This is a genomic window from Salinimicrobium sp. 3283s (assembly GCF_039602225.1).
In the GTDB taxonomy this organism is placed as follows: domain Bacteria; phylum Bacteroidota; class Bacteroidia; order Flavobacteriales; family Flavobacteriaceae; genus Salinimicrobium; species Salinimicrobium profundisediminis.
This window is the reverse complement of record NZ_CP143631.1, coordinates 2,594,514-2,607,049: the sequence shown is the minus strand read 5'-3', so window position 1 is coordinate 2,607,049 and position 12,536 is coordinate 2,594,514. Positions and strand designations below refer to the sequence as shown.

Genomic DNA, 12,536 nt, shown 5'->3' with positions numbered 1-12,536 from the left:
GTATCTTTGAGCAAACCTGCAGCTCATGACAGATCCTATTATACTGGCAACCTCTCTTATTATCCTTATTTTTGGAGGGCTTTTGGGTTATTTGCTGGCCAATTTTAAGGGCAAAAGTATTCAAAATGTGCTTAAAGAGCGAAATGAACAACTTAATAACCAGTATCAGGAGTATAAGGTTCAAAGTCAGGAGCAGCTACTTCAGCTCAAGGAGCAGGCGCGGGAGGAAAAAGAAGGCGTCAACAATCAATTAATTGAAGCCTGCCGGGAACGTGAAGAAATAAGGGGCAAAAAAGACATTTTAAGCACCCAATTGACCGAAAGAACTTCAGAATTAAAAAACCTTCAGGAAAAACTGGAAGAGCAAAAAGGGGAACTGGAAAAACTTCAGGAAAAATTCAGCAAAGAATTTGAGAACCTTGCTAACAAGATCCTCGAACAAAAATCGGAGAAATTCACCAGCATCAACAAAGAAAACATCAACCAGATCCTCTCCCCGCTTCAGGAAAAGATCAAACTTTTTGAGGAAAAGGTGGAGAAAAATTCTAATGATTTTATTGAGCGGCACGCACAGCTGGGCAAGCAGCTTGAATACCTGCACGAGCAGAACGTGAAGATCAGCGAAGAAGCCAATAACCTTACCAGGGCCCTAAAAGGAGAAAATAAAACCCAAGGCAACTGGGGCGAACTTATCCTGGAGCGCGTACTTGAAAAGTCGGGTCTGGTGAAAGACAGAGAATATTTTGTGCAACAGTCTCACGAAACAGAAGATGGTAAAAAACTGCTACCCGATGTGGTACTACATTTACCCGGAGACAAACGCATGGTCATTGACTCAAAAGTTTCGCTGGTAGCTTATGAAAAATACGTAAACGAAGAAGACCAGGAAAAGCGGGCGCGTTACCTCAAAGACCACTTGCGATCTCTAAACAGCCATATTCAGGAGCTTAGTGCCAAAAAATACGAGGATCTCTACAAAATGGAATCGCCAGATTTTGTGCTGATGTTCATCCCTGTAGAACCTGCCCTGTACCTGGCACAAAACCTGGACAGTTCTTTCTTTTACACGGCTTTTCAAAAGAATATTTTACTGGTAAGCCCCACCACCCTGCTTTCTGTACTGCGAACTATCGACACCTTGTGGAGCAACGAAAAACAACAGCAAAATGCCCTTGAAATCGCCAATCATGCAGCATCTTTGTACCACAAATTCAAGTTGCTGTTAGACGAACTGGAAACTGTGGGGAAAAGGCTTAAATCTACCAACACGGCCTATGACGATGCCATGAAAAAACTTACAGGCCAGCAAAACCTCATTAAAGACATAGATCAACTGGAAACCCTAGGGATTTCCCCCAAACAAAAATTGTCTCAAAAATGGCTTTCCCGGGCAAAAGGGGAAGAAAATCAGAACCAGTTGAACTAAAATTATGAAAATTTCTCCGGGTCTTTTCCAGGAGATTTTATAAACCTACTTTACCAAAACTTTTAGAATGACCAAAGATTTTAAAACTGTTGCCGAATCTCAAGTAACCATTTCAGAACTTATGTTGCCCTCACATTCCAATTTCAACGGAAAAATACATGGAGGTTACGTATTGTCCCTGCTCGATCAAATTGCTTTTGCCTGTGCTTCGAAACATTCGGGGGCCTATTGCGTTACAGCCAGCGTAGACACCGTAGATTTTCTTAAACCTATAGAAATCGGGGAACTGGTAACCATGAAAGCTTCGGTTAATTTTGTGGGCAGCAGCTCCATGCAGATCGGGATTCGGGTGGAAGCCGAAAATATCCAGACAGGTGCAGTAAAACATTGTAATTCCTCGTATTTTACCATGGTTGCAAAAGATGAGAAAGGACAATCGGTCAAAGTACCGGGACTCGTTTTAAAATCCAGGGATGACATCAGAAGGTTTGCGAAAAGTATTAAGCGGTACGACAATAAGAGGGTGCGCCTCAAAGAATTTACCGAAACTGATTTTGTTTCTGAAGAGCATCTTCACATCGTGGAAACCTATAACGTGAAAATTGAGGCGAAGTGAAGTTTAACGGATTCATTGCGGCGCTGCTTTTTGCTATCCTCATTTCCTGGTTCTTCCCGCAAGGCCCCGAAGTGCTGCCCCTTAAGCTCATTACTGATGTGGGAATAGGATTCATTTTCTTTTTCTACGGATTAAAATTGTCTCCTGCCGAGTTCAAAGCCGGGCTGTACAATTACAAGGTTCATATCCTGGTGCAGCTTACCACATTTGTGTTTTTTCCGTTACTCGCACTTGCGTTTGCGCCATTTTTTGAAGGCGGTACGGATTCATCGCTTTGGCTTGCGCTGTTCTTTCTGGGAGCGCTGCCCTCTACGGTAAGTTCTTCAATTGTCATGGTTTCTCTGGCCCGCGGGAACATTCCCACAGCAATCTTTAACGCCAGCCTTTCGGGACTTCTGGGAATCATCGCCACTCCGCTCTGGCTCAGTTTTTTTATGGCATCATCTTCTCAATTTGAATTTGCGACAGTAGTACAAAAACTGGTACTCCAGATTATTTTGCCGTTGATAATTGGTCTATTCCTTCAGAAGTTTTTGGGGAATCTCGCCCGGAAAAATTCTAAAAAGATCGGCCTTTTTGACAAGTCGATCATCGTTCTTATTGTGTACTCGAGTTTTAGTACAGCATTTTCTTCAGAATTATTCAGCAGTGTAGGCCTTTATGATCTTCTTAAGCTGTTGGCAATGGTGAGCGCATTGTTCTTCGCAGTTTATTTTGGACTGGGAGCAATTTCCCGCTGGTTGAATTTTTCTACGGAAGACGAGATTACCGCGAAATTTTGTGGTACTAAAAAATCTTTAGTACACGGCTCGGTAATGGTTAAGGTGATCTTCGGAAGCTCTGCCTCAAACGCTTTGTACCTACTGCCCATCATGCTTTACCACATCCTACAGCTATTGGTAATTGCCGTTTTTGCTGAAGGGTATCGAAAGCGACAAGAGAGAGAAGATCTTCCGGTAAAATAAAATATAATGGTGCTAAATTCTTTTTCTATTTAATTGGTATGAAGATTTAAATGGCTAAAGCCATTATTTTTTTATTAATTTCATTATAGCCACGGGTTTAAACCCGTGGCTATAATAGCACATAAAATAAAAACCGTTTTAACGGTTTCATTTTCATTCTTTTAAATGGGGCATTCGTATAATAAAATATGGGTTCATGCCATTTGGTCAACCAAAGACCGGCGTCCTTTAATTGAGCTTTCAGTTGAGGATAAAATTCATCAGCACATCAATCAGCAATTGCGTGAAGCAGGTTGCCCAGTACGAATTATAAACGGCATGCCAGATCACATTCATTGCCTGTTTTTACTCAATCCACAGAGATCAATTTCAGAATTGATCAAGCAAATCAAAGGAAGTAGTTCTCATTATGTTAATCAGACAAATCTAATATCTCAAAAATTTGCATGGCAAACGGGATATGCTGCTTATTCTGTTTCCGAATCTGTTTTAGAAAAGACATTTTCCTATATCCAAAACCAAAAATCACACCATCAGAAAAAGTCATTTCAACAGGAATATGAGGATTTTCTGAAACTTTACGGATTGAACAATTCATAATCTCTCCAGTTGACACCAGTTTATAATGGCTTTAGCCATTATACTCTCCCGGAGATCCAATATAGCCACGGGTTTAAACCCGTGGCTATAGAACCAATTGTTCATCAAACCGTTTTAACGGTTTATGGATTAAAACGAGTCCACAACACCCGCAACATTAATAGTAAACAGGATCCATCCCATTACAAGCAGCAGTCCGCCTAACGGAGTAACAGGTCCCAAAAATGCTATTTTTCGCCCCTTTGCCGAAGACAACACTAGCCCGTAGATACTGAAGGAAAATAATATGATACCTACAACAAGAAACCAGCCCATGAGGTTTTGAGATAATCCTTGAAAGGGAAAGATCACTCCAACAAGGATGAGCAGCAAAGCGTGGTACATCTGATATTTGACGCCGGTCTCAAAACTTTTGAGTTGGTCGTTATCAAGGTAGTTCTTTAGACCGTGAGCTCCAAAAGCCCCAAAGATCACTGCCAGCGTACCAAAAACTCCACCGCATATTAAAATAAATTCTTTCATAAACTCACATTTTTGAAACCTCTGTAAATAAGAATGCCATCTTAAAAAGATGGCATTCAAAAATAGCATTTTTGAGACTTATTTTGTCAAATACATTTTTCTTCTGGAGTACAATTCATAGAAAGTATCGTCTCGCAGGCTGTCTATAAAGAGGATGCTTTCGCCGGTACTCTTCATCTCTGGCCCCAATTGTTTATTAACGTGAGGGAACTTATTGAAAGAGAATACAGGTTGTTTAATAGCGTATCCTTCCAGTTTTGGTTCAAATTTAAAGTCGGTCACCTTATTTTCTCCCAGCATCACTTTGGTAGCGTAGTTTACATAAGGCTGCCCGTAAGCTTTAGCTATAAAAGGCACGGTACGGGAGGCTCTTGGGTTTGCTTCTATGATGTAAACTTTGTCATCTTTAATCGCAAACTGAATGTTGATAAGACCCACAGTATTTAAAGCCAGCGCAATTTTTTTGGTGTGGTCTTTTATTTGCTGAAGCACAAGATCTCCCAGGTTGAAAGGAGGAAGCAGGGCATTTGAATCTCCCGAGTGGATTCCGCAGGGTTCAATATGTTCCATGATCCCGATGATCTGGACAGTTTCGCCATCACAAATCGCATCGGCTTCAGCCTCAATGGCCCCGTCTAGATAATGATCGAGAAGCAGCTTGTTATTTGGGATCTTTCTTAGCAGGTCTACTACTGTGGCCTCAAGTTCTTTTTTATTGATCACGATCTTCATTCCCTGACCTCCAAGTACGTACGAAGGCCGAACAAGAATTGGAAAATCGAGTTCATCGGCAAGGGCCAGCGCTTCTTCAGCAGTTTCGGCTACCCCAAATTCAGGATAAGGAATATCATTTTCCTGAAGTAGTTTAGAAAAAGATCCTCTGTCTTCAGCTAAATCAAGAGACTGGAAGCTGGTACCAATTATTTTGATTCCGTAGCGATCCAGTTTTTCAGCAAGTTTTAGAGCTGTTTGGCCTCCCAGCTGTACAATGACACCTTCGGGCTTTTCATGCTGGATGATGTCGTAGATATGTTCCCAGAAAACAGGTTCAAAATAAAGTTTATCGGCCACATCAAAGTCGGTCGAAACGGTTTCAGGGTTACAGTTGATCATGATGGTTTCATAGCCGCATTCTTTTGCTGCAAGCACCCCGTGTACACAACAATAATCGAATTCTATTCCCTGCCCAATCCTGTTTGGACCTGATCCCAGTACTACAATTTTCTTTTTATCTGATACCTTACTGTCGTTCTCTACATATTTCAGGCCTTCTTTAGTCTCGATTTCGGCTTCAAAAGTGGAGTAATAATAAGGAGTTTCCGCTTTAAATTCGGCTGCACAGGTATCAACGAGTTTATAAACCCGGTTAATGCCCATTTCCTCCCTTTTATTGTAAACCTCGCTTTCGAGACAGTCTACCATATAAGCGATCTGCCTGTCGGCAAAACCTTTTTGTTTTGCTTCGAGAAGAAGGTCTTTAGGAAGAGAATCTATAGTGTATTTTGAAATTTCAACTTCAAGGGTGTACAGCTCCTCATATTGCTTAAGGAACCACATATCAATTTTTGTGATCTCGTGAATCCTGGTTAGCGGGATGCCAAGTTGTATAGCATCATAGATCACAAAAACACGATCCCAACTGGCAAACTTCAGTTTCTCAAGAATAACATCGTAGTTGGAGTAACCTTTACCATCGGCACCCAATCCATTCCTTTTAATTTCGAGGGACTGAGTGGCCTTATGAAGTGCTTCCTGGAAAGATCTTCCTATTCCCATCACTTCCCCAACAGATTTCATTTGGAGACCAAGGGTGCGGTCACTACCTTCAAATTTATCAAAGTTCCAACGCGGAATTTTTACGATCACATAATCTAGCGTTGGCTCAAAAAGTGCCGAAGTTGATTTTGTAATTTGATTCTGAAGTTCATCAAGCGTATAACCTATTGCAAGTTTAGCTGCAATCTTGGCGATTGGATATCCTGTAGCTTTTGAAGCAAGAGCCGAAGACCTTGAAGTTCTAGGGTTGATCTCAATGGCCATGATCTCTTCCTTTTCGTCGGGGCTTACTGCAAACTGCACGTTACAACCTCCGGCGAAATCTCCAATATTCCGCATCATTTTGATGGCCAGGTCTCTCATTCTTTGAAAGCAGGAATCACTAAGGGTCATAGCCGGGGCAACCGTAATAGAGTCTCCCGTATGGATTCCCATAGGATCCATGTTCTCAATAGAACAAATAATCACCACGTTGTCGTTCTTATCACGCAACAGTTCCAGCTCGTATTCCTTCCAGCCTAAAAGGGCTTTATCAATAAGCACTTCATGAATAGGAGAAGCTTCGAGACCTGCTGTTAACAGTTCATCAAAATCTTCTTCTTTATGCACAAAAGAGGCACCGCTACCACCAAGGGTAAACGAAGCGCGTATAACCAGTGGAAAACCAAATTCCTGCGCCACTTCCTTTCCTTTTAAGAAAGAAGTTACGGTTTGTGCAGGAGCCACACCTACGCCCAGGCGCACCATTAATTGCTTGAATTTTTCCCTGTCTTCAGTAATATTGATTGCATCAATATCTACACCTATTAACTTTACATTGAAATCGTTCCAGATTCCTTTTTCTTCGGCCTCTATACATAAATTCAATGCTGTTTGCCCTCCCATAGTAGGCAGCACTGCATCAATATCGGGATGATCTTTAAGGATATCAATGATAGATTTTGTGGTAAGAGGTTTTAGATAAACATGATCTGCCATTGAAGGATCTGTCATGATGGTGGCAGGGTTGGAATTGATAAGGACTGTTTTAATCCCTTCTTCCCGTAATGATTTGAGTGCCTGTGCGCCGGCATAATCAAATTCACAGGCCTGGCCAATTACAATAGGTCCAGAACCTATAATTAGTATTTTCTTGAGGTTTTCGTTCTTTGGCATAAGAAAGTCTTTGTATGGAGTTTGTAAAAATAGGAACCTACAGGGTATAAAAAAAGGCGTTACTTAAAAAGTAACACCTTTATTATTTTGAGGAATTATCATCTAGTGTTTATGCCTTTGCTCAGAGGAAACAGATAATTTCTTTCTACCTTTTGCTCTTCTACGAGCAAGCACCTTTCTTCCGTTAACACTTGCCATACGCTCTCTGAAACCGTGCTTATTTTTTCTTTTCCTCTTAGATGGTTGAAACGTTCTTTTCATGATAATTATCTTTAATCTTCTTTGAAATCGCTTTGTAAAATCGCTTTAAGACCTCCTCTTAAAACTGCGGGCAAATATACAAAGAGTTTTTACTTAGGCAAACCCTAAATTAAAATAATTACCAATTGTTTTTCTTACCTTTGCAGTTTTCAAAATTTACTGCAAATGTTCAATAAAATCTATAAACTAATTCTTACAGCCATTCTTGTTATTGTCGCAATCTGGCAATTTTTTGAAGGCAATATAGGGAATGGACTTTTCCTTTTACTTCTGGCAGGTATCTTTGTTTTTCTTTACTACAAAAATGAAATGATACTTATGGCCTTTTTGAGGCTTCGGAAGCAGGACTTTGCAGGAGCTAAAAAATGGCTGGATAAAATTAAAGATCCCGAGAAAGCCCTCACCACAAAACAACAGGGATATTACTGGTACCTACACGGTTTAATGGTTTCGCAGACCAATATTACCCAGGCCGAAAAATTCTTTAAACGCGCCATAAAACTGGGCCTCTCCATGAAGCAGGACCTGGCCATGGCAAAGCTGAACCTTGCAGGTATTGCTATGACCAAGAGAAGAAAAAGAGAGGCGCAAATGTTACTCCAGGAAGCCAAAAAACTGGACAAACACAACATGCTTGACGAGCAAATCAAGATGATGAAGCAGCAGATGAAAAAGATCTAAAACTGCCTTTTTTGGCACCTCGTTTTAGAGATGTTTTCCCTTTTCTTTACTTGCTGTATTTCAACTATTTTACCCGCAGTTAAACGAGTTTATTTGAGCCGGGACGCTACATTCTGTAACTTAGTGCAGAATTTGGATTTCCGGCACATGCAGCGAGCTTTACTACTTCTTTTTACTTTATCTTTTTTCTTCCTGTCACATGCACAGGAGGACGAGATAAGTTTTTCTGAAGCTCTTGCCATCCACCTTCCCAAGTACAACAAACACGCCGATAAAGCTTACCGCGATAAAAATATAGCACGTGCAGACGAGCTGTTCGATTCTCTTGTAAATTACGGACTTAAAGGAGCGGTGCTCGATAATTTTAAAGTAACAAACCTTAAAAAGAAGAAGGTTTATCTCAACGAGTTTAAAAAACCCGTCTATCTTACCACCTATGCCTCCTGGATCATTCCCACTGAAGGAGAAGTGCCGGCACTGAATAAATTAGCTGAAAAATACGGAGAGCAGGTTGATTTTGTTATCCTGTTCTGGGATAACTATGAGACCACTAAGAAACTGGCAAAAAAATACCACAGCAACATCCGCATACTTTATGTGGATGAACTACAAAACAATAGCCCTTACGTGGTGAAAATGATGAAGCATTCGCTGGGCCTTCCAACTTCCTTCCTACTCAACAACAACAAAAAAATCCTGGATATTAGAAGGAAAACTTCACATCCATATGGAATAGAATTCGAAAAATCTTTCGCCCTCAATTATGATTCGTTGTCGAGCGCTATTTCCCTTTTGTTAGTAAATAACAGCAGCCGCTATCTTACTGCGGAAAAGAACGTTTCCCCTTAGTAAAAACAGCCTAAATGAATTGTTTTTTTGAATTTGCCTTACTCCAGACAATTCCAACTTCATACCGACTTTAAGGAGCGGGCGAATAATAACCTTCTTCCGGAAGTTCAATAAGATATTCTTTACGGGACCTGTTATTGAGGTGCGCCTCCCTTAACCACGGATTGTGAATTTTGAGGATCTTATAATTAATTCCAAAATTTTGAGCAAAGCGGGCAAAATCGCTCACTGCCGTATCTACTTTTACCTTATAAGAAGGTATATGCGGGTAAAGATCTTTTTGCCTGAAGTTGAAACCATACTGCGCCGGATTTTCCATAATCTCTTTTAATGCCAGGATCCTGAAAATATATCTCCCGGTCTCCTCCCCAAGCAGCAGGTCGTAGTAATTCTGCACATCCTGCCGTTCCCTTTGCCGGTCTACACCATAATTTCCTGCATTATAGGCAGCCGCCGCAAGCGTCCAGTTTCCAAATCGCTCTTTGGACTTTTTAAAGTATTCGGCAGCAACATGGGTAGATTTCTCAATATTGTAACGCTCATCAACATTGTCATTGATCTCAAGGCCATACTCTTTCCCTGTGCTTTCCATGATTTGCCAAAAACCCCTTGCTCCTGCCGGAGAAACTGCATTGGTAAGGCTGCTCTCAATCACGGCTAAATACTTAAAATCGTCCGGCACCCCGTGTTCAGCAAGAATTGGCTCTATTACGGGAAAATATTTATTTGCCCTCTTAAGCAACAAAAGCGTGTTAGATTGCCAGTAGGTATTTACTAACAGCTCCCGGTCCATCCTTTCATGAACATCGGGAATTTCAACAGGCACCTCTTCTCCTGCAAACTCGAGGTCCTCGGGCATGGGCAAAGCATATACATTGTAGCCGTTTGCAATCTTCTTCTCCTGGTTTTCATCACTGGGTGCCTCCTGGACAGCATTGATACCCAAACCACAAACCACCAGCAAGCTTCCTCCTATTAATATGTTCTTCAGTTTCATCTCAAGTAAGTATTTCTTTTTCTTTATTTTTTTCCAGTTTCCCTGTATCGATGATTTCTTCAAGATGATCATTGAACCACCTGAACCTGTTAATAATCATCACATGCGTTCCTCCCTGCACGGTTATACAACCCTGTATGTACCTGTACGGAAAAATCTCATCTTTATCTCCATGTATATGAACAACATTGGGATAAGGCTCTTCCCTCTCCCAGCACACCATTTGCTTTATCGCCCAATCCAGATATCGCGTATCGGTAACAGAAAGGTATTTTTTGTAAAGCTTTGCTCTTTTTTTGGTAAAATCTCCTACCGCAATTTTTTCCAGGGCATCTACGTAACGCACAAGGGAAGTGGGCAAAATTCTAAAAGCCCCGGTACATCGTGCAAACCTCATTCGCCTGGGCAGCTCCTTTTGGCTTTTTACGCTCGAGATGATAATCACCCTTCGCACCTCTATGAGCTGTGCCATTTCCTGAACAATAATCCCGCCAAAAGACACTCCTATCAGTACCGGGTTTTCGTGTTTCACTTTCTTGCACAGGCGCTTGCTGTATTCCCTTAAACTTTCTTTTGGCTTTGGGAGCACCCAGTCAAGCCAGTGAATCTCAAACCTGTCTTCAGGCAAGGCGATCATTTCAAAAATAGTAGGGTTGGCTGCCAGGCCGGGCATACAATAAACGTGAATAAGTGAGTCTTTCACCATACTTTAGCAGGTTCTAGAGCCGTAATGTGCTCAAAAATCGTTAACTTTACGTTCAAATTTAAGGGAAATTACGCGCTTCAGATCAACATTTAATTATAAAATTTCCCTCAAAGGCTTCGGCCCTCTCAGCCAGTATAAGCTCTATAACTTTTAAAAGTGGCTGATATTTTGATACTCTAACTAAAAACATACATATGGACCCTCAGCTATCTGTTAATGACAATGAATTTCTTCGTCAATTTGAACTTCAGGTCGAAGGAGATTTAGCCAAAATTGAATATGCGAACCAGGATCGCAAGATTTTTTTGACTAAACTCGAAATGAGCGAAGAGCTCAAAGAAAAAGGATATTTAGAACCTTTTATAGAAAAAGTTCTTGATCTCATAAAGAAACGGGAAATAAGGGTAATGCCCACCAGCCCCACTATTGCGCGATTTATGCGTAAAAACCGCCGAAAGTACAAAGGTATGCTGCCCGTGGGCATTAATATTTAAACTACTGCCTTTTCTTCGACATAAGAGAAACGAACAATTCCATCTTCTCCTATTTCCTGCAGCTCTACCTGGTGAAGCGTGTTTACCAGTGCAGGATCCCAGGGAGTTTTTACCTTTACATAATTCTCGGTAAAGCCATGGATATACCCCTCTTTATTCTCTCCCTCAAAAAGTACGGTTTTTGTCTTGCCTAATTGGGTCTCATAAAAAGCGCGTCTTTTTTTAGCAGAAAGTCCGCGCAGCATTTTACTCCTCTTTTTACGCACCTTTAAAGGCACCACTGCATCCATTTCTGCCGCCGGAGTATTTTCTCTTTCTGAATAAGTAAACACGTGGAGATAAGAAATATCCAGCTCATTCAGGAAATTATAGGTGTCAATAAAATATTCATCGGTTTCTCCGGGAAATCCAACGATCACATCAACCCCAATACAGGCATCGGGCATTACTTCTTTGATCTTTGTTACCCGGTCTACATAAAGCTCTTTCATGTACCTGCGGCGCATTGCCTTAAGCACTTCATTACTCCCGCTTTGAAGCGGAATATGAAAATGAGGCACAAATGCCTTGCTCTGCGCTACAAAATCTATAGTTTCGTTCTTCAATAGATTGGGTTCTATTGAAGAAATTCTAAGCCTCTCTATTCCTTCTACAGTATCCAGACCTTTTACCAGATCAAGAAAAGTATGTTCATGTTTCTTGTTCCCGAATTCCCCTTTTCCGTAGTCTCCAATGTTAACGCCGGTGAGTACAATCTCTTTAATCCCTTTCTCACTTATCTTCTTTGCATTTTCCAGCACGTTCTCTAAAGAGTCACTTCGGGAAATACCGCGTGCCAGGGGAATTGTACAGTAAGTACATTTGTAGTCGCAGCCATCCTGCACCTTCAAAAATGCCCTTGTACGATCTCCAAAAGAATAAGAACCCACATAGAAATCTGCTTCCTCTATTTCACAGGAATGCACCTCTCCCATGTCATTTTTGGTGAGGTCATTAAGGTAATTGGTAATCTTAAATTTTTCGGTAGCACCAAGCACCAGGTCTACTCCATCTACAGCCGCAAGTTCTTCGGGCTTTAACTGGGCATAACACCCCACAGCAATCACAAAAGCGTTTTCATTCGCTTTTTGCGCCTGCTTCACAATGGTTTTGAATCTTTTATCGGCATTATCGGTTACCGAACAGGTATTAATCACATATATATCGGCCGCTTCACTAAAATCTACCCGTGCAAAACCTTCATCTTTAAAAGATCGGGCAATGGTAGAGGTTTCAGAAAAATTAAGCTTGCAACCCAGGGTGTAAAAAGCAACTTTTTTGGGATCTTCCATTTCTTCTCATTCATCATTCCGAAGTACAACCTTCAGAATTTCAGTTAAATATAAAAGCCTCTAAAAATGACATTTTAGAGGCTGCAAAGATACCAACTTTAATTCAATGAACAATTCCCTGAATCAATGATCAATTAACAGGAATATACAATTACAA

13 protein-coding genes are annotated in these 12,536 nt (G+C 41.0%); 7 read left to right on the top strand and 6 right to left on the bottom strand.

The window, feature by feature from the left end; translation table 11 throughout:
- Window positions 1-25: 25 nt before the first annotated feature.
- The 4 genes from rmuC to tnpA all read left to right on the top strand — a co-directional run bounded on the left by rmuC (window position 26) and on the right by tnpA (window position 3,607).
- The gene (gene rmuC / locus VS868_RS11455; RefSeq protein WP_345597596.1) at window positions 26-1,426 is read left to right on the top strand and encodes a DNA recombination protein RmuC; all 1,401 of its coding nucleotides are present in this window, start codon (window positions 26-28) and stop codon (window positions 1,424-1,426) included.
- A 67-nt stretch (window positions 1,427-1,493) separates the two neighbouring features.
- The gene (locus VS868_RS11450) at window positions 1,494-2,042 is read left to right on the top strand and encodes an acyl-CoA thioesterase (RefSeq protein ID WP_345597594.1); all 549 of its coding nucleotides are present in this window, start codon (window positions 1,494-1,496) and stop codon (window positions 2,040-2,042) included.
- A complete protein-coding gene (locus tag VS868_RS11445; protein WP_345597592.1) occupies window positions 2,039-3,007 on the top strand; it encodes a bile acid:sodium symporter family protein in 969 nt (322 codons plus the stop codon). Before VS868_RS11450 ends, VS868_RS11445 begins: the two co-directional genes overlap by 4 nt.
- Before the next feature lie 165 nt (window positions 3,008-3,172).
- The gene (tnpA, locus tag VS868_RS11440) at window positions 3,173-3,607 is read left to right on the top strand and encodes an IS200/IS605 family transposase (protein ID WP_345597590.1); all 435 of its coding nucleotides are present in this window, start codon (window positions 3,173-3,175) and stop codon (window positions 3,605-3,607) included.
- A gap of 129 nt (window positions 3,608-3,736) precedes the next feature.
- On the opposite strand, the gene VS868_RS11435 is transcribed toward tnpA, so the two are convergent.
- The 3 genes from VS868_RS11435 to rpmH all read right to left on the bottom strand — a co-directional run bounded on the left by VS868_RS11435 (window position 3,737) and on the right by rpmH (window position 7,321).
- Window positions 3,737-4,129, bottom strand: a complete 393-nt coding sequence (locus tag VS868_RS11435; protein ID WP_266067745.1) for a DUF423 domain-containing protein — start codon at window positions 4,127-4,129, stop codon at window positions 3,737-3,739.
- A 78-nt stretch (window positions 4,130-4,207) separates the two neighbouring features.
- Complete coding sequence (gene carB, locus VS868_RS11430) at window positions 4,208-7,060, bottom strand: carbamoyl-phosphate synthase large subunit (protein ID WP_266067746.1); 2,853 nt, start codon at window positions 7,058-7,060, stop codon at window positions 4,208-4,210.
- A gap of 102 nt (window positions 7,061-7,162) precedes the next feature.
- Window positions 7,163-7,321, bottom strand: a complete 159-nt coding sequence (rpmH, locus tag VS868_RS11425) for a 50S ribosomal protein L34 (protein ID WP_083961569.1) — start codon at window positions 7,319-7,321, stop codon at window positions 7,163-7,165.
- A 165-nt stretch (window positions 7,322-7,486) separates the two neighbouring features.
- Here rpmH and VS868_RS11420 point away from each other — a divergent pair, with 165 nt between their 5' ends.
- Together VS868_RS11420 and VS868_RS11415 are read left to right on the top strand one after the other, a co-directional pair.
- Window positions 7,487-8,002 carry a DUF2892 domain-containing protein gene (locus tag VS868_RS11420; RefSeq protein ID WP_266067747.1) on the top strand — a complete coding sequence of 172 codons (516 nt, stop codon included), beginning with the start codon at window positions 7,487-7,489 and terminating at the stop codon, window positions 8,000-8,002.
- A gap of 147 nt (window positions 8,003-8,149) precedes the next feature.
- Complete coding sequence (locus VS868_RS11415; RefSeq protein WP_345597584.1) at window positions 8,150-8,851, top strand: redoxin domain-containing protein; 702 nt, start codon at window positions 8,150-8,152, stop codon at window positions 8,849-8,851.
- Window positions 8,852-8,921: 70 nt separating this feature from the next.
- On the opposite strand, the gene VS868_RS11410 is transcribed toward VS868_RS11415, so the two are convergent.
- Window positions 8,922-9,848 (bottom strand): lytic transglycosylase domain-containing protein, encoded by a 927-nt coding sequence (locus tag VS868_RS11410; RefSeq protein ID WP_266067749.1) that lies wholly within the window; start codon window positions 9,846-9,848, stop codon window positions 8,922-8,924.
- Window position 9,849: 1 nt separating this feature from the next.
- Complete coding sequence (locus tag VS868_RS11405; RefSeq protein ID WP_266067750.1) at window positions 9,850-10,554, bottom strand: alpha/beta hydrolase; 705 nt, start codon at window positions 10,552-10,554, stop codon at window positions 9,850-9,852.
- Window positions 10,555-10,748: 194 nt separating this feature from the next.
- On the opposite strand from VS868_RS11405, the gene VS868_RS11400 reads away from it, so the two are divergent.
- Window positions 10,749-11,048, top strand: coding sequence for an N-acetyltransferase (locus VS868_RS11400; RefSeq protein WP_345597580.1), 300 nt, complete (start codon window positions 10,749-10,751; stop codon window positions 11,046-11,048).
- Here the strand turns inward: VS868_RS11400 and mtaB are convergent.
- Window positions 11,045-12,379: a tRNA (N(6)-L-threonylcarbamoyladenosine(37)-C(2))-methylthiotransferase MtaB gene (gene mtaB / locus VS868_RS11395; RefSeq protein ID WP_345597578.1), complete on the bottom strand. Its 1,335-nt coding sequence runs from the start codon at window positions 12,377-12,379 to the stop codon at window positions 11,045-11,047. The two genes, VS868_RS11400 and mtaB, sit on opposite strands and share 4 nt — an antisense overlap.
- Window positions 12,380-12,536: the final 157 nt, after the last annotated feature.

What these genes read in the sequence shown, in the direction of transcription:
- VS868_RS11450 (WP_345597594.1), top strand. Translation starts at nt 1,494, where the DNA reads ATGACCAAAGATTTTAAAACTGTTGCCGAATCTCAAGTAACCATTTCA.
- VS868_RS11435 (WP_266067745.1), bottom strand. Translation starts at nt 4,129, where the DNA reads ATGAAAGAATTTATTTTAATATGCGGTGGAGTTTTTGGTACGCTGGCA.
- carB (WP_266067746.1), bottom strand. Translation starts at nt 7,060, where the DNA reads ATGCCAAAGAACGAAAACCTCAAGAAAATACTAATTATAGGTTCTGGA.
- VS868_RS11415 (WP_345597584.1), top strand. Translation starts at nt 8,150, where the DNA reads ATGCAGCGAGCTTTACTACTTCTTTTTACTTTATCTTTTTTCTTCCTG.
- rmuC (WP_345597596.1), top strand. Translation starts at nt 26, where the DNA reads ATGACAGATCCTATTATACTGGCAACCTCTCTTATTATCCTTATTTTT.
- VS868_RS11400 (WP_345597580.1), top strand. Translation starts at nt 10,749, where the DNA reads ATGGACCCTCAGCTATCTGTTAATGACAATGAATTTCTTCGTCAATTT.
- mtaB (WP_345597578.1), bottom strand. Translation starts at nt 12,379, where the DNA reads ATGGAAGATCCCAAAAAAGTTGCTTTTTACACCCTGGGTTGCAAGCTT.
- VS868_RS11420 (WP_266067747.1), top strand. Translation starts at nt 7,487, where the DNA reads ATGTTCAATAAAATCTATAAACTAATTCTTACAGCCATTCTTGTTATT.
- tnpA (WP_345597590.1), top strand. Translation starts at nt 3,173, where the DNA reads ATGGGGCATTCGTATAATAAAATATGGGTTCATGCCATTTGGTCAACC.
- VS868_RS11405 (WP_266067750.1), bottom strand. Translation starts at nt 10,554, where the DNA reads ATGGTGAAAGACTCACTTATTCACGTTTATTGTATGCCCGGCCTGGCA.
- VS868_RS11410 (WP_266067749.1), bottom strand. Translation starts at nt 9,848, where the DNA reads ATGAAACTGAAGAACATATTAATAGGAGGAAGCTTGCTGGTGGTTTGT.
- rpmH (WP_083961569.1), bottom strand. Translation starts at nt 7,321, where the DNA reads ATGAAAAGAACGTTTCAACCATCTAAGAGGAAAAGAAAAAATAAGCAC.